Genomic DNA, 16,417 nt, shown 5'->3' with positions numbered 1-16,417 from the left:
TAAACGCGGACCATGTTTTTCGCGATGGACGTCAGACGTTCGATATCGTTGACCGCTCCGGCGGAAATTTCGCCAAAGACGATTTCTTCCGCCGTACGGCCGCCAAGCAGACCGGTAATTGTCGCTAACATTTCCGATTTGCGGTGGAAGTATTTTTCCTCACGCGGCGTCATCAGGTTGTAGCCGCCGGCTTCACCGCGCGGAATGATGGTGACTTTCTGCACGATGTCGGCATCTTCGAGCTTCAGACCGATAACCGCGTGACCGGCTTCATGATAGGAAACCAGCCATTTGTCTTTTTCGGTGTATTTCTTCGATTTTTTCGCCGGGCCCATCATGACGCGGTCAATCGCCTCGTCCAGATCGGTCTGGGTAATTTTCGCTTCGTGGTTGCGCACCGCGAGGATGGCACTTTCGTTAAGCACGTTGGCCAGATCCGCACCGGAGAAGCCCGGGGTACGCTGAGCGAGATTTTTCAGGGAAACGCCAGGTTCGAGTTTCTTGTCCCGGGCGTGTACTTCCAGAATGGCTTCACGGCCGCGCACATCCGGCAGAGAGACCGTGATGTTGCGGTCGAAACGTCCCGAACGGCGCAGGGCCGGGTCGAGAACGTCCGGACGGTTGGTCGCCGCGATGACGACGATGCCGTTGTTGTTGGACATGCCGTCCATTTCGACGAGCAGCTGGTTGAGCGTCTGTTCGCGTTCATCGTTGCCGCCGCCCATGCCGGCGCCGCGCTGGCGGCCGACCGCATCAATTTCATCGATGAACAGGATGCACGGAGCGTTTTTCTGCGCGTTCTTGAACATGTCGCGGACGCGGCTTGCACCGGTTCCGACGAACATTTCCACGAAATCCGAACCGGAAATCGAGAAGAACGGAACGTTGGCTTCGCCGGCAACGGCTTTGGCCAGGAGCGTTTTACCGGTTCCCGGAGGACCGACCATCAGGATGCCTTTTGGAATGTGGGCGCCCATGTCGGTAAACTTTTTCGGCGAGCGCAGGTAGTCGATGATTTCCTTGACTTCCTCTTTTTCCTCATCGCAGCCGGCGACATCCTTGAAGCGGACTTTGACGTCGTTTTCAATGCGGGCGCGGGATTTGGAAAATTCAAACGCCTTGTTGGCGCTCCCTCCACCGCTCATTTTCGAAAGCATGAAGTAAAACAGGACGCCGATCAGCAGCAGCGGAATGATCTGCGCAAGCAGGCTGACCCAGAGGCTGTTGGCGGAAGGATCGCTGACGGTAATCGTACCGCCGTTTTTTTCGAGAGTGGTCGTGAGCCATTCCATGTTTTCTTCCGTGTTCGGAACGATGGTGGAAAAGGCTCGCTTGTTGGCGCCGCTGGTGTAGACGCCTTCGACTTTGATAATGGAGCTTGAGATGTTGAGGGTGGATTCGTCAAAATGCGCGGTATCCGCGATTTTCTGAAAATCCGTATAGTTCATTCGGTTGACGGATCCCCGCGTGGAGAATCCGATAATCGAAATGAGGATGATAATCACAAAAAGCGTGGGCAGATAATTCAGCCATTTTTTCATGGAAGCTCCCCTTTCTTTTTTCTATTTCCTGGTTTGCGTAGTTACGTGCCGTTCGCTTTTTTCAAAGCGTCGCTTTGCCCGTTCAGACGCGCATAAGCATGCCGTCTTAGCGGTAGGCTTCTTCTTTCAGTACGCCGATGTAGGGCAGGTTGCGATAGCACTGGTTGAAGTCGAGTCCGTAGCCGACAACGAATTCGTTGGGCACTGTAAAACCGACATAATCCGCTTCAATATCGACAACGCGGCGGTCCGGCTTGTCGAGCAGAGACACGATGCGCACATCGTTTGCGCCCTTGTTTTCGAGCAGACGGCGCACTTCACGAATGGTGCGGCCGGTATCGACGATATCTTCCACGATCAGAACGTTTTTTCCTTTGACAGACAGGTCGGTGTCCTTGTTGATTTTGACATCGCCGATCGATTCGGATCCGGAATAGCTGGAAACGGACATGAAGTCGATTTCAATAGGGTGACGGAAATACTTGATGAGTTCCGCCATGAAAGGAACGCTGCCTTTGAGCAGACCGATCACGATCGGGACGATCCGCTTTTCCTCATAGTCGGCTTCAATCTGGCCGGCGAGTTCCTTGCAGCGAGCTTCGATTTCGTCTTCGCTGATCAGAACGCGTTCAATATCTTCACTGATCACTTTTGACATGATGAAATGTACCTATCCTTTTCTGTTGTATATTTGAAGTTTCTTCTTGTTCTGGAAGTTTCTTCAATGCAAAAACGGCCCGTCTGATCCAGAGAGCTTCTGTTCAAAGCTCTTCTCTTTGCACCTGGTCAGGCAGGCGAAAAAGCGTAAGAGATCGGGTCAACGCAATGCGAAATCCTCGGAATCTGGATGAAACACGCGCCCGCATTTTCTTTATTTTCAGCCTGCAGGGCACACGAAGAGGATTTTATTCAAACGCAATGCTTAGGGGAAATTTTACCATAAAAAATAAGGGCTTTTCCACATAATGATAAACATCACAGCCCGTATCCATCGCAAAGAGAACACCTTGATCCGAAGCGATCACCCGATAGAGATCGCGCTCGATAGCCGGGATTTTTCTGGAGATCATGCGCCGGCGAAGATGAAGTCTTCCACCGCGCATTTCAATGGTATCCCCGTTTTCCCACGGACGGATGAGCAGGGGGAAATCGTCATCCGAAACCGAGAAAGTTTCCATACGGGTGCCGTGCGTGCTCAGCTTCATGCCGTACCAGACGTAGTCCATCTCGCAAAGCTGCTGCAGCTGGGCAAGCGAGCCGACATAAAAGGGAAGCGGAGGCGCTTCCTTTTTGCGCAGACAGATTTTGCCGTCCACGTTCTGAATCCAGAAATTTTCGATTTCCTTTCGCCTGCCGCTTTGAAGCTGTTCGATCAGCTCTTCCATATGGCGTCTGGAAAAATGATGCTTCACATGCGCAAAGAGCAGCTGATCGAGAAGCAGCCAGCCATCCTCCCTGTTCAGATCGTCCATCGTTACGCCCTGTCCGCTTCGCGTTCGGGCGTTTTCCTTTCGCCTTTCCAGTTTTCGATTATCGGCTTCCATTTCGCTCAGCCACGCCTGTTTCTGGCTGGCGCTGGCGGGTTCGATTGTTGCGTGGCGGATCTGATTGCGCCGGTAGTCGTTTTGAAGATTGCTTTCGTCAATTCCGTACGGCAGACGGCGCCGGTCCATTTCCTGCTGAATTTCGGCTTTGGAATACGCCAGCAGCGGCCGATACAGCCGAAGGCCTTCGTAGTCAGTCCATTCCTGCAGACCGTAATGGCTGACGATGGCGTTTCGCTCCTTTTGCATCATCCACGTTTCGATCGAGTCGTCCATATGATGGCCGAGCGCAATCGTGTCCGCTCCCGTCATTCGACAGAGCCGGACAAAAAAGCCGTACCGGTCGGCTCTGGCCTGCCCCTGAAAATTGCCGGCTTCATGGACGGCCGGATGCAAAATCCACAGGGTTTTCTGGTGCTCGGCCGCAAACTGACGAACGATCGCCTCATCGCGCGAAGCACTGGGGCGATGGTGATAGTTCACGTGGGCAATAAAGTAGGGGACATGGCGGGATTCGAGAAACCAGAGCAGGGCCATGGAATCCGGACCGCCGCTGACGGCTGCACAGATCATGGCTTTATTGTAGCGAGTGCCCAAAACAATTCACGCAAAAACGGACCTTCGCTTCGCTCCGACCAAAAAGCCGGTGCCAAAGACACAAAGGTCCGAAAGGGAAAACGGCTTAAAAATAATTCCCGTACATTAAGGAGAAAACGGCCTGTGTACTCAGCCACGCCAGGCCAAGCGAGCAGAGAAAGAGCAGAACGATCGGTCGAGAGCCGCTGTTCTTTCGGGCAGCCCTGGAAAAATCCAGACTTTGCAGGCCGTAAAAGGCGAGGCAGAAAAACGCCGCAAAGACGATCATGTACAAAATGCGGCTGCTGTTCATCGAATCGGTCCTATGTACGCGGGATAGACAAAGGGATAAATTTCCGCGAGATTTTCGCAGGCTTCTTCCATGACGTCGTCATCGACGCAAAAGCCCATCAGACACGAACCGGAGCCGGTCATCAGAACGCGGACCAGGCCGTTGTCCTGCATCTGTTCCTTCTGTTCGACCAGTTCGTCGAGCGCTTCAAACGCCTGCGGCTCAAACGCGTTGACCATCGTCTGATACAGCAGACCGATGTCCTTTTTGCGGACCGCATCCGAAACGATATCGATATCTAAAGCCGAAGACGGGGCGCTTTCAAAGCGTGCGAACGCCTCGGGCGTCGAGATGCCCTTTACGCCCTGTACGAGCAGAACCGGAATGTGCCAGTCGCTCGCAATTTCCTTTACCTGTTCGCCGGCACCGCCTATGCGAGTAAAGGCGTTGTGCAGGCAGCAGGGAACGTCGGCTCCGACCAGAAAGCCGAGCCGGTCCATGTCTTCCATGGACAGACCAAGCTGTTCCATGTCGTTGAGCGCCTGAATCAGCGCGGCGGCATCGGCGGAGCCGCCGCCCAGACCGGCTTTGTCGGGAATGGACTTGGTCAGGGTAATGACATAGTGATTTTTCAGACCGGCATGCTCGCGAAGAACGGCCAGCGCTTTATGCAGGGTGCTGCTGCCTGGCAGCTTGAAGCCGACGGCAGAAATGATATCTTCTTCCGTATTGGACGGTTCGATATCGAGTTCATCGTAAAGAGAGACCGGCGCGTTGACCATATCCATGATGTGGTAGCCGTCCGTGTCCCGTACGCCGAGAATATCGAGAGCCAGATTGACTTTGGCATAGGCTTTAACTTTCATAATTCACCTTAAACAGGCGGATGAAATCATCCACGCTCAGCTGCTGGGCCCTGGTCTGCAGGGGAATGCCGGCTTTTTCCAGCATGGCCTGCGCTTTGGCTTTGTCTTCGGTCCAGCCTTGAAGATTGTTATAGATGGTTTTGCGGCGCTGCGTAAAGCAGGCTTTGACCATCGAAAAGAAGCACGCTTCATCTTCTACGGGATGTTCGTTTCGAAACCGAAACTGCAGCACCGTACTGCCGACATTGGGGGACGGCCAGAAGACGTTGCGGTTGACGTCCATGACTTTGCGGATCGTGCAGCGATACTGCGTGATGACGGAAAGCGCGTTGTAGGACGCCGATCCGGCGGTAGCCGCAAAGCGGTCGGCGACTTCCTTTTGCATCATGACGGTAATGGCGGCGATCGGCTCGGTCGCTTCAAACAGCTTGAAGAGAATCGGTGTTGTTACGTAGTACGGAAGATTGGAAGCAAAGCGGACGGGCAGTCCTTCTTTGGCAAACGGCGCCAGAAGCACATTGACATCCACATTCAGAAAATCTTCCTGAATGATTTCGAGATGATCGCTGCCGATTTCTTCTTTTAAAATGGGCGGAAAGCGCGGATCGATTTCAAACGCGATGACTTTTTCGTTGTCTTCGCAAAGATACTGGGTCAGGGCGCCAATGCCCGGACCGATTTCGATCATGACGCCTTTTCCGTCGCCCGAAGCTTCCCGGGCGATTTTTTCAACGACGCCAGGTTCGACGATGAAGTTCTGGCCAAAGCTCTTTTTCGTCTGCGCGTTCCACTTTTCCTGGATTTCGCGCGTCCGGCTTTTGGTAGCAATTGGACGATCGATCATAAAACCTCCTCAATCTGCGTACGGGTGACGCCCATCGCGTTCAGCCGCTTGAAGCACGTTTTCGCGTTGCAGGGGCCGATGCGGAAACGATCGCAGACTTGTTTTCGAAAGGCGGCGTCGCCTGTCAGGCCCAGATCGAGAAAATCGTTCCAGGAAAGGGTGGACAGACGCTCGTCGTACGAAATGAGATGCGAAAGGCTTTCGGCGAGATCTTCGTATTCGGCATGCTCGACGCCGACTTTCTTGTCGGTTTTGGCTTTGTCGCGATCGATATAGGCGTGTTTCACGCCGGGAATTTTGCGGGAAATGATGCTGCGGATGTGTTCGCCCGAGCGGTCGGGGTCGGTAAAGACGATGACGCCGCGGCTTTTCTGCGCCGCCGCGATCCGATCGAGAATCTGACCGGTGACATGACTGCCGCACGTTTCGATCGTGTCGCAGTCAAAGAAGGTTTTCAGCCTTCGCGTATCGCTGCGTCCTTCCACGACAATGACTTCATGAATGTGCATGGACACACTCCTTTCCAGGAAAGAAAAAGATTCGAAAAAGAAATACGTAAAAGCGATTCGTTCCAATGAACCGAAAAACGATTCCGAACGAAACGTCCTCCCGTATAAAAAGCATAAAAGATAAAAACGCGTAAAAGAATCAGGAGGCAGGAAGAGACAAAAAGCCAGGGAGAGATCCCCTGGAATTGTCTTCTGGAGTACAGACTCAGGCTTTTGGCTTGGCGGAACTGGCCTTGGCGAGTTCAGCGGCCGTTCCGGACTGCGTTGTACCTTCCAGCTTTTTCTGATGATGGAGCAGTCCGGGATTTTTCTGGGGATTGTCGCTCCACGTAAAGCCTTCGCCGCGGACTTCGTGAACGGAGTTGGCGATCACAAAGGCGTGCGGATCGATGTCCGCGATTTCCCGCAGCAGCTGGCCGTATTCACGGTTGCGTACGCAGCACATCAGAACCGGGCGCTCCTGTTCGGACCAGGCCCCCTTGGCGGAAAGAATGGTTACCCCGCGGCTGAGGGTATTGAGCAGGAACGTCTGGATTTCTTTATGCTTATCGGAAATGATCATGACATTCTGCGCGTTTTCACCGCCGAACGTCGAAATCCAGTTGATCGCAAAGGAAGACGCAAAGACAGCGGCCAGACCAATGAGGATGGAATTCAGACCGAAAATCCAGAGACCGGAAAGAATGGTCAGCGTATCAACGATCATGACGCACTGGCCGGTCGGCAGACCGGCGTACTTGTGGATTAAAAGCGCGGGAATGTCCATGCCGCCCGTACTGGCATTGACACGAAAGACCAGACCGAGGCCGGCACCGGTCAGCAGACCGGCATAGACGGCGGAAAGGACGGGGTCCACTTTTTCAAAGGGCGTCACATCCAGCATGGAAAAAAGCGAGACGAGCGTCGGGTAAAGAAATGTGGAAATGAGCGAACTTGCCGCGAATTTTCTGCCCAGACAAAGATAGCCCAGAACGAACAGGGAAATGTTCAGAATGGCAATCATGGGCACGCGTCCAATCGGCAGAAAAGAAGAGAGAACCATGGACGCGGTCGTTACGCCGCCGCACAAAATGTTCTGCGGCAGAATAAAAAAGACCGAAGCAAAGGCCACCAGCAGGTTGCCGGCGATGATCAGAAGCAGGCGGCGCATATTGGAAGCATTAAAATTAAAATAGGAACGAAACGTTTTCATAGATCACACCTTCTGTTTAGTATATCATGCACGCCTGCGCCACAATCTGTGCGCGCGACGCGCACAGAAAATAAAATCCGGCTTTGCATGGCGAAAAGAAATCCCGTGCGTGTCCGGTACCATAAGACTGTATTCCAAGGAAAAACGGTGACAGGAAGCCGCAGAGTCTTCAGAATAAATGCGCAAAATGCGCGCATGAATAAATTTATATTGCGTAAAAATAGATTTTAGTATAAAAGAAAAACAGCCGACCCATTCGGTTCGGCAGAAAGCGAGGGTCATAAGATGAACTTTGAACCCAGCACGACATGGATTGCCCCTTCGGCGCTCCATCTCAGCCTCTATCGAAAAATCATTGAAGAAAACGGAAGCTGCCTCAATCAGAACGTCATGACGCTCGACACCTGGCTTGCCCAGTCGCTGTCCCGTCCCCGCACGCCTCTGATCCGGCTTCTTTACGAATACAGCGCAAGGCTGGACGATCTGTCGCCCGACAACCTGTTTTATGCCTCCCGCAGAGATTATGACTTTCTTCGCGAATGCGAAAACTTCATGCTTCTCTGTCAGCTTTACGATCTCAAGGACTTTCCCGTCCGAACGCGCCGCGAAAAGGATCTGAAGGAAATTATCGACCGGCTCATGCCCGTAAAACTGTGGGTAGACCAGGCGAAAACCCAGGCGTTTGAAGGCGCTTCAAGTCTGCGCATTCTCCTTACGGAAAGCACGCTCATTGACCGGTACTGGATCCGGCTTCTGGTTTCCAAAGGCGCGCACGTTGAAAAAATGCGTCATCATAAGCGGTTTTACTACTGGTCGTGTTCGAATGCGCGCAAGGAAATGGAAGTGTGCGCGGATGCGATCGTCCGCAATAAACTGGATGCTTCGACGTGCATGATCGCACTGGCCGATCCCGAACAGCGCTGGGTGCTGGCCAGAGCACTCGAATCGCGCGGCATTCCGTTTACCTTTATTCAAAATGACGGTTCGCGAAAAATTGTCGATCAGTGGAAAAGCGCGCTGACCTGGGTCATGAAAAAGGATGACGAATCCCTCATGGCGCTTCTGGAGACGCTCTATCCGATGGCCGCCTGCGATCTGCGCCGCTATTTGCGCCTCTTTGGAAACGAGGGGACGACGCTGCAGAGTCTTACATGGCGTCCCAACGCGCTGATCAGCGAAGAAACGTTTCTTTCTCTGCAGGCGCTTGAAGTCAGCGCCTCCCAGTGGAAGCCAGTTCTCGAATCGCTGCAGGCGCTCGATCTGAACTCCATCGACACCATCGGCCGTCTGATCATGGACCAGTCCCCGGATCCCAGTCCGGACGATCTCAACGCCTTTGAAGGCGTCATGAATCTGATTACCGCAGTACGCAGCGAACTGCATAAGCCCGAAGATCTCGCCCTTCTCATTCGCGAACTCGATAATCTGCAGCCTTCGCAGGCCATGAGCGAACTCAACGGGGTTCTGATCGGTTCGCGCGCGCAGATTTGCGGACTGTACGAAAACGTATTTTATATCGGAGCCGACGCAGCGCATTTCCCAGGCTCGCAGGTGCGCGGCGGCATCTTTGATGAAGCGTACATGGACCAGCTGAATTTCCCTTCGCTCGAGACACGCACGCAGGAGCATTTTGAAATGCTTACGCAGGTTCTCGAAGAGCCGGAAAGCCTGTTTCTGATGACGGCGCAGTCCGATTATATGGGAAAAAGCATCGATACGAGCCATGAGCTCAATACGTGGCTCGGTCTGCTGCCCAAGTTCATGGCGCCGGCGGAGCCGATTTCCGATCCCCGGCCGTCCTTTACGTTAAAGGGCATGCACGCGTCTTCGCTGTTTGCTTCCCAGGACGGCATTTTGCAGACTAGACCGCGCTCGCTGGCCGCCTTTGAAGACTGCGCTCTCAAAAACATGCTCCAGTACGGACTCCGTCTGAAAAAACCGCCGACGGAGCGGGATCTGTTTAAGGTCAGCTCGGATCTGCTCGTACGCATGGTCGAAGAGGCCGGAAGCCGCTTTGGCGTTTCGTGCGATCAGCTGAGCCGCGAGCAGATTGAAACGCTGCTTACCGACGAATTTTCCTTTGCGCGCGAACTGTTTGCCGAGCGCCGCAAGAGTGAACTCGATGCGCTGTATGCGCAGAGTCTTCTTCGCATGGAGCGGATTTTCCATTCGCTCAAGCCGCTGAGCGCCATGAAACTGACGATGGTGCCCGGCAGTCCGGATGTGCAGATGAAGGAAGAGTATGACGGTCTGGCGATGAATATCGAAGGCCCGATTGCCTCTTCGTCCAGAAACCGGGCGGTGTTCAATCTGGTCGATACCGAGCCGTCGCCCTTTGTTTCCGATTCGCTGCCGCAGGCGACGATCAATCTGTCCATGCAGCCTTCGGCCATGCCGCAAAAAGCGTTCGCTCTGCGCTACGGCCGCGGCGCTTCGCCGGTTCTTGCCGAATCCATCGGAACGCAGGAAGCCCTGATAGACGGCCAGCGCGATCATCTGCGGCATGCGCTCGTCGCTCAGAATTTTGGCGAGGACGCTCAGGGCATGCGCGCCGAACTGGCAGGCCGCGTACCGACGTATGTGAGCACGCAGGAAAAACTGAGTTCGCAGGCCGAACAGCTGGCCGACAGCCTGCAGAAAAACGACATTCAGCCGTATCATCGTCCGGCAGCCTGTCAGCACTGCCCGTACAAAACGATCTGCCGCAACGCGGCTCAGGAAAAGGAGTAACGCCATGGAGGATTCCACAAAAAACGAAGCCGTCCAGCAGGCCCTGGAAAACGATGCGCAGCTGGATCGGTCCCAGGACAGCCAGATGCAGGAACTCCCGAAAAAGCCGCTCGTCTTTTCGCCGGCCCAGCAGAAAGTCATCGACTCGCGCAATAAGAATCTGCTGGTCAGTGCCAGCGCGGGCGCCGGTAAAACCGCCGTTCTGGTGGAACGGCTCTGCCGTCTGGTCGTGGACGATCATGTCCCCGTCTCGTCCATTCTGGCGGTGACCTTTACCGAAGACGCGGCTGCCGAAATGAAAGTCCGTCTGAAAAACCGTCTGATGGAAGCAGCGAAAACCGACCCGTCTCTGAATAAGGAAATCGGGGCGCTGGAAACTGCCATGATCTGTACGATCCATTCCTTCTGCCTGTCCATCGTGCAGCAGTATTACTTCGTCGCTGGCCTTCCGTATTCGATGGTCAATCGCATCGATAACGATCTCGCGGACAGTCAGGCGCTTGAGGAAGCGGTGGAGCAGAGCATGCAGGCACTCGATCCCGCCAGAAGCGCCGAACTGCTTCTGTACATGGAAGCGTGCGGTCAGAAGGAAGAACATCTGCGCAGCCGCCTGCTGCGCTATTTGTCGCTGGCCGAAAGCAAGGCCGATCCGGACGGGTGGATGAACGCCTGCCGCCATGAGGCGGAAGACATGTCCGCCTGGTTTTTGAAATACTTTGACGTGCGCTGTGAGGCGCTGATCGATATTTTTGAGGAAATGATCGAAGAAGTGCAGGTCATGGACTTTGCCAAAGCCGCCAAGCAAAGCGAATACATCGAGCGCTTCTCCCGGAAAGTCGAAGCGCTCGAGCGCTGTCGCGAAGCGCTGGCCAAAGGGGATTATGAAGCCTTTGGCGCGCAGTTTATCGAATATGCGGAAACAACGGACAAATTCACGCCCACCATTAACAAGATTTCCTTTAAGGACATTCAGACCGACTCCCGTAAGTTTGAAAAGGAAATCGCCGATGTCCTCTTTACCAGAAAGCAGTATGAGGAGTCCGCAAAACAGATCGAGCGCGTGCGCAATACGTTTATCGATCTGGCCATCGATGTGCGCCGCCGCTTTCAGGAAATCAAAAAGAAAGCCGGCTTTATCGACTTTTCCGATATGGAACTGTACGCATGGAAAATTTTGCAGGATCCCGAAACCGCCAAAGCGCTGCGCGATCGCTTTGAAGTCATTCTGATCGACGAATACCAGGATACGAACGACTTGCAGGAGACGATCATTCAGGCCATCGCCCGCAAAAACAATGTGTTCCGCGTCGGCGATATCAAGCAGTCCATTTACGGCTTCCGTCAGGCCAGACCCCAGCTGATGAAAAATCACCTGGAGCATCCAGGCGAATACGACGAGATTGTAGCGATGCAGGAAAACTACCGTTCCAGCGACAGTCTGATCCGCTTCAACAACGACTTCTTCCGCCATCTGATGAACGTCGACGGTCTTCCTTCCCAGTTTTCGGCCATCGATACGGCGGTAACCGGCAGTGCGCGCCAGAAGGAACAGGCGCAGAAGCCGGTGCGCTTTCTGTATACCGAGTTTGGAAAGGATGCGCGCCTTGGCGAAAGCCTTAGTGCCGCGGGAGCCCAGAAGGAACACCGGGAAAACCGGTTCGATCTGATCGCGCAGGATATCGAAAACCACGTGAAAAAAGAAGGCATCGCCCTGCGCGACATCGCAATTCTTACCCGCTCGTCCACGTCCCACGACAAGATCAAGAAGGCGCTGGAAGCCTGGGGCATCCGTTCCGTGCATCATGTGCGCCATGGCTTTTATACGAACAAGGCGGTGCAGGTCGTTCTTTCCGCCATGCGCGTCATTGAAGACGAACGAAACGACATCGCGCTGATGTCCGTGCTCGCTTCGCCGCTGACCGGCTTTACGCAGCAGGATATTTTGCCGATGCTGAGCGGCAGCGAAGACGGTCAGTCGCTGTACACCCGGCTTCGTCAGAGCGAAAAAGGCTACGAACTGTTAAAAATCGTGCGCGACCTCAAAACGCTGAAGGATCTGAGTCTGCCCGAAATGATTGTCGGCATTTATCAGATCCGCGGCTTTTACGACTATTCCACTTCGGCGCAGGACAAGACGAACCTCGATCTGCTTCTGGAAAAGGCGGTTTCGGCTCAGGGCCTGCTCGATCTGGAAGGCTTTCTGTCTTCAGCCGCGCTCGAAGAAGATCTCGATAAGACCAGTGAAGCGATGCCTTTTGGCAAGGAAGAAGACGCGGTGCATATTTCCACCATTCACGCCTCCAAAGGCCTGCAGTACAAGCTCGTCTATATTCTTTGCGAACAGCGGCAGAGCGACATCGAAGGCATGAGTCCGATTCTGCTCGATGCGGATCTGGGCGTCGCCTTCAAGGCGCTCGATCCGAATACGATGCTCAGTCACAAAAGCGCCGCAACGATCGCCTTCGATACGAAGCGCTTCTTTGAAGAGCAGCAGGAAAAGATGCGTCTGCTTTATGTGGCGTGCACCCGTGCGGAAGAAGAATTAGTCTTTGTCGATACGCTCAAAAACGAAAATCTGTACGACGGCACGCTGAACCTGTATCGAATTCTGGCCAACAACGGCTTTACAAGCTGGTTTTTCTCCCTGTATCATCGAAACCCGATTGATCTGGTGGACTTTGAAGACGTGCCGGAGCTGCTTCAGCGTCCCGATCGCGGCGTCAGCCATCATAAGAAAATTTCCATTCGCCGCTATCAGGGACCCAGACAGATCGTCTATTCGCAGACCGCCTCCAAAACCAAGGCCCACGCCTCCTGGCCCAAAGGCGGCTATGGCAAAGGCGTCGAAAGCGGACTGGCCAAAGAGCGCGGCACCCTCTTTCATGAAATGGCCGCCACATTGCCCTGGCCGTATACGCGCGAGGACGTAGAAGAGCGCCTTCGCCAGTCCGGACTCGGTCTGTCGTCTGGCGATGCGGACTTGCTGCTGCGGCTGAACGACAACGCGACGTACGCGAAGTGGATGGAACTGCCCCATGAATTTGAATGCCCCTACTGTGTCATGGAAAAGGGTACGATCATTCACGGCTACATGGACCTGGTGGTTTTTGACGGCGACACGATCGACATTCTCGACTTCAAGACGGACGCGGCCTTTGATGAACAGTCGCTTGCGGACCGCTACCGCGGCCAGCTCGAAACGTATCGAAAAGCCATGCAGAGCATTCATCCCGACCGGAAAGTGCGCGCCTGGATTTACTCCTTTGAACTGGCGTCTCTGTTCGAAATCTGATCAAAACCGGCCAAAATCCGGATAAAATGTGGGAAAGAAATCCAGATCAGGAAACGATGAATAAATCCTGTACAATGCCCTAATCTTTATTGGATTGCTTTACAGACCGCTTACAGGATGCGAAAAATCATACAGTTTTAAGCAGAACGTAAGACTTGTTTTGAAAGCCTTTCGTTCTGTTATTTTACTTTTCAGGATTGGAAACGAGGACAATGACCGGTAAAAACTAGCGGTTTCTGTAGATATTATTTTCCAATCGTCCTTTACTTTTCACTCGAATCCGTCCTTTTTTCAAACGGTGAACCGCAAAAGAATCCCTTTTCCGTACACCCTTACATCCATCATTGACCCATCAAATGTCAGAAATTGAAAAAATATTCTGCTCCATTATACTGTGTGTGTCCGGAAGACAAAGACCGGGATCTTTGTACAAGCGGACAAATGATAAAGGAGGATTCTTCAACCTTATGGAAAAGCTTTTCCATCTTAAAGAAAAAGGAACGAACGTAAAAACCGAGATCATTGCCGGTATTACCACGTTCCTGGCCATGGCGTACATTCTGGCTGTAAACCCGATGATTCTTGGGGATGCTGGCATGAAACCAGAAGCTGTATTCATGGCAACTGCACTTTCTTCCGCTGCTGCCTGTCTTCTGATGGGTCTGCTGGCTAACTATCCGGTTGCTCTTTCCGCCGGTATGGGTGTCAACGCCCTCTTCTCCTATACGGTCGTTCTGACCATGGGCTATTCCTGGCAGGCTGCACTTGCCGCTGTTTTTATTTCCGGTCTTGTATTTGTTCTGATTTCCGTTACCGGAATCCGTAAGAAGATCATCGATTCCATCCCTGTTCAGCTCAAGCTGGCCATCGGTGCCGGTATTGGTTTCTTCATCGCGTTTGTCGGCCTGAAAAACGCCGGCATCATCGTGGCGAACGAATCGACGTTCGTAGGTCTTGGCTCCTTCGTAGATCCGCAGGTTCTGCTGGCTCTGCTGGGCATCATCATCACAATCGTCTGCGTTGTCCGCAAAATTCCAGCCGGCGTATTTGTCGGCCTGATCATCACTGCGGTGATCGGCGTTATCCTCGGCCTTTGCGGCGTAGACGGCATGCCGGCCATCAACGGTGTTCTCACCACAAACTTTGACATGAGCGCTGCCGGTGCGTTCGCAAGCGGATTTGGCGAACTCTTCTCCCATCCGATGAATGCGCTGGTAGTTATCTTCTCCTTCCTTTTCGTAGACTTCTTCGATACCGCCGGAACTCTGGTTGCGATCGGAAACGAAATCGGTCTCGTTAAGGAAAACGGCGAACTCGAAAATGCTGAACAGGCTCTGCTGGCTGACTCCATCGGTACCTGCATCGGTGCTGCTCTGGGTACTTCCACAGTAACCAGCTTTGTTGAATCGTCTTCTGGTGTAGGCGTAGGCGGACGTACTGGTCTGACTGCCGTAACTACAGGCGTTCTCTTCATTCTGTCCATCTTCATCAGCCCGCTGATTCTCGGCATGATTACCAACGCGGTAACTGCTCCGGCTCTGGTTGTTGTCGGCGTCATGATGGCGCAGCAGCTCAAGGGCATCCAGTGGGATGATCTGACGATCGCAATTCCGGCGTTCATCACCATCATTTCCATGATCCTGATGTACTCCATTTCCAACGGTATTGCGTTTGGCTTCATCGCCTACGCAGTGTGCATGGTCGCTGCCGGCAAGATCCGTGAAATCCATCCGACCGTATGGATCCTGATGGTAATCTTCGTGATCTACTTCGCTTCGCCTTACCTGATGGCTTAGTCCATACTAAAAAAAACAATCGATCGAATATCCGCCTCAGACGGAATCCATACAAAAAAGAAGCAGGGAAATCCCTGCTTCTTTTATATCTGTATCGTAGTGATTTTTTTAATGGATCGCAGGTCGTATGCCGGCCTGCTTTCTGTTTTTCCCGTTCTGGAAAAGGGTTTAGACGGACTGGCTTTTCGGCTGGCCATTCTGTGTTGCGCCGGACTGCGCGTCCCAGTCGCCGTACGTGTCTGTATCCGGTCGTCTGGACGGACGGTTTGGACGGCCGCCGTTCTGGCCATTGGAATTTCCGCTTTCTCCATCCGGACGTTCTGGGGGCATCATGCCTTCAAAATCGTCGGGCATGTCTTCCGGATCAAAGTCATCCGGCATGTTTTCGGGGTCAAAATCGTCCGGCAGATCTTCCGGATCAAACTCCTCCCGCATCTGGCCGCGGCCTGGACCGCCTTGCATGCCGCCCGGGCCCATAACGGAAATGTTTCCGACTGTGGTCAGGCCTTCTTCCACAGTAAAGAATTCGCTCTTTGTGCCGTCCAGCCAGAGTTCGGCGTCCTTTCCAGCTGTGAGGTCCTTGCAGGAAAGAGTCAGCGTGATCGAAGCGGCATTGCCTGTCTGGGTATTGTTCCAGGTGATCAGCGTTTTTCCGTTCTGCTTCAGTTCGAGTTTCTTGAAGGAAGAGGCTGCAATCATGACGGTGTTCTGGGCGGCATCAGTCGGTTTGGTCGCCGTCGCGGAAAGACCGACTACCGTTCCGCCGCTGATTTTAAAGGTGCCGCGATCCGTATCGAAGGCGCCTTCCGGATTCTGAAGAGCGGCCGCGTAAATTTCGCCGCCCGAGATGAGCAGATCGCCGTTCGAATCGACGCCGTCATTCGTTTTGGAAACGAGGGTGAGCTTGCCGCCCTGAATGCTCAGGCTGTTGGCGGCATTGAGGCAGTCATCGGTACTGTTGATGGTATACGTTCCTTTTTCGATGGTCAGCGTGTCCTTGGATTCGATGCCTTCGCTTTCGGACTGGATCGTGTATGTGCCGTCTTTCAAGGTAACGGCGCCTTCGGCGCGCAGACTGTCGCCCTGGCTGGTGATCGTAAAGGTGCCTTTTTCGATGGTCAGCGTATCGTTGACATCTACGCCTTCATCTTCGGACTGAATGGTCAGATCGCCGTTTTGAATGGTCAGCGCGTCGCTGGCGTGAATGCCGTCTTCTTCAGCACTCAGCGCATACG

The 16,417-nt window shown here is 53.5% G+C and carries 12 protein-coding genes; 3 read left to right on the top strand and 9 right to left on the bottom strand.

The annotated features are described in order from the left end of the window. From ftsH to ACLUYS_RS05685, 8 genes are all read right to left on the bottom strand, one after another. Positions 1 to 1,541 (bottom strand): ATP-dependent zinc metalloprotease FtsH (gene ftsH, locus ACLUYS_RS05720; protein WP_412659358.1); only part of this gene is annotated, 1,541 nt, incomplete at its 3' end. Between the two features lie 106 nt (positions 1,542 to 1,647). Next, the gene (gene hpt, locus ACLUYS_RS05715; RefSeq protein WP_255658214.1) at positions 1,648 to 2,199 is read right to left on the bottom strand and encodes a hypoxanthine phosphoribosyltransferase; all 552 of its coding nucleotides are present in this window, start codon (positions 2,197 to 2,199) and stop codon (positions 1,648 to 1,650) included. Between the two features lie 247 nt (positions 2,200 to 2,446). After that, positions 2,447 to 3,682, bottom strand: coding sequence for a tRNA lysidine(34) synthetase TilS (gene tilS, locus ACLUYS_RS05710; RefSeq protein ID WP_412659357.1), 1,236 nt, complete (start codon positions 3,680 to 3,682; stop codon positions 2,447 to 2,449). Positions 3,683 to 3,767: 85 nt separating this feature from the next. Further along, positions 3,768 to 3,974, bottom strand: a complete 207-nt coding sequence (locus ACLUYS_RS05705) for a DUF1146 family protein (protein ID WP_412659356.1) — start codon at positions 3,972 to 3,974, stop codon at positions 3,768 to 3,770. Next, entirely contained in the window at positions 3,971 to 4,819 is an 849-nt protein-coding gene (ispE, locus tag ACLUYS_RS05700; RefSeq protein WP_230267298.1) for a 4-(cytidine 5'-diphospho)-2-C-methyl-D-erythritol kinase, read from the bottom strand. The genes ACLUYS_RS05705 and ispE overlap by 4 nt, the downstream gene beginning before the upstream one ends. Further along, positions 4,809 to 5,660: a 16S rRNA (adenine(1518)-N(6)/adenine(1519)-N(6))-dimethyltransferase RsmA gene (gene rsmA, locus ACLUYS_RS05695; protein ID WP_230267324.1), complete on the bottom strand. Its 852-nt coding sequence runs from the start codon at positions 5,658 to 5,660 to the stop codon at positions 4,809 to 4,811. Before rsmA ends, ispE begins: the two co-directional genes overlap by 11 nt. Next, positions 5,660 to 6,172 (bottom strand): ribonuclease M5, encoded by a 513-nt coding sequence (gene rnmV / locus ACLUYS_RS05690; protein WP_230267299.1) that lies wholly within the window; start codon positions 6,170 to 6,172, stop codon positions 5,660 to 5,662. Before rnmV ends, rsmA begins: the two co-directional genes overlap by 1 nt. A gap of 205 nt (positions 6,173 to 6,377) precedes the next feature. Continuing rightward, positions 6,378 to 7,364, bottom strand: coding sequence for a YitT family protein (locus tag ACLUYS_RS05685; protein WP_412659355.1), 987 nt, complete (start codon positions 7,362 to 7,364; stop codon positions 6,378 to 6,380). A gap of 285 nt (positions 7,365 to 7,649) precedes the next feature. On the opposite strand from ACLUYS_RS05685, the gene ACLUYS_RS05680 reads away from it, so the two are divergent. The 3 genes from ACLUYS_RS05680 (at position 7,650) to ACLUYS_RS05670 (ending at position 15,182) form a co-directional block, all read left to right on the top strand. Further along, the gene (locus tag ACLUYS_RS05680) at positions 7,650 to 10,094 is read left to right on the top strand and encodes a hypothetical protein (protein ID WP_230267301.1); all 2,445 of its coding nucleotides are present in this window, start codon (positions 7,650 to 7,652) and stop codon (positions 10,092 to 10,094) included. 4 nt (positions 10,095 to 10,098) lie between these two features. Continuing rightward, positions 10,099 to 13,386 carry a UvrD-helicase domain-containing protein gene (locus ACLUYS_RS05675; protein ID WP_230267302.1) on the top strand — a complete coding sequence of 1,096 codons (3,288 nt, stop codon included), beginning with the start codon at positions 10,099 to 10,101 and terminating at the stop codon, positions 13,384 to 13,386. A 467-nt stretch (positions 13,387 to 13,853) separates the two neighbouring features. Then, positions 13,854 to 15,182: an NCS2 family permease gene (locus ACLUYS_RS05670; protein ID WP_288339072.1), complete on the top strand. Its 1,329-nt coding sequence runs from the start codon at positions 13,854 to 13,856 to the stop codon at positions 15,180 to 15,182. Between the two features lie 168 nt (positions 15,183 to 15,350). Here the strand turns inward: ACLUYS_RS05670 and ACLUYS_RS05665 are convergent. Next, on the bottom strand, positions 15,351 to 16,417 hold a 1,067-nt coding region (locus ACLUYS_RS05665), incomplete at its 5' end, for a carbohydrate-binding domain-containing protein (RefSeq protein ID WP_412659354.1).

It is taken from the genome of Allobaculum sp., from assembly GCF_047010065.1.
Taxonomy (GTDB): Bacteria; Bacillota_I; Bacilli_A; order Erysipelotrichales; family Erysipelotrichaceae; genus Allobaculum; species Allobaculum fili.
The sequence above is the reverse complement of the archived record's forward strand: the minus strand, read 5'-3'. Positions and strand labels throughout refer to the sequence as shown.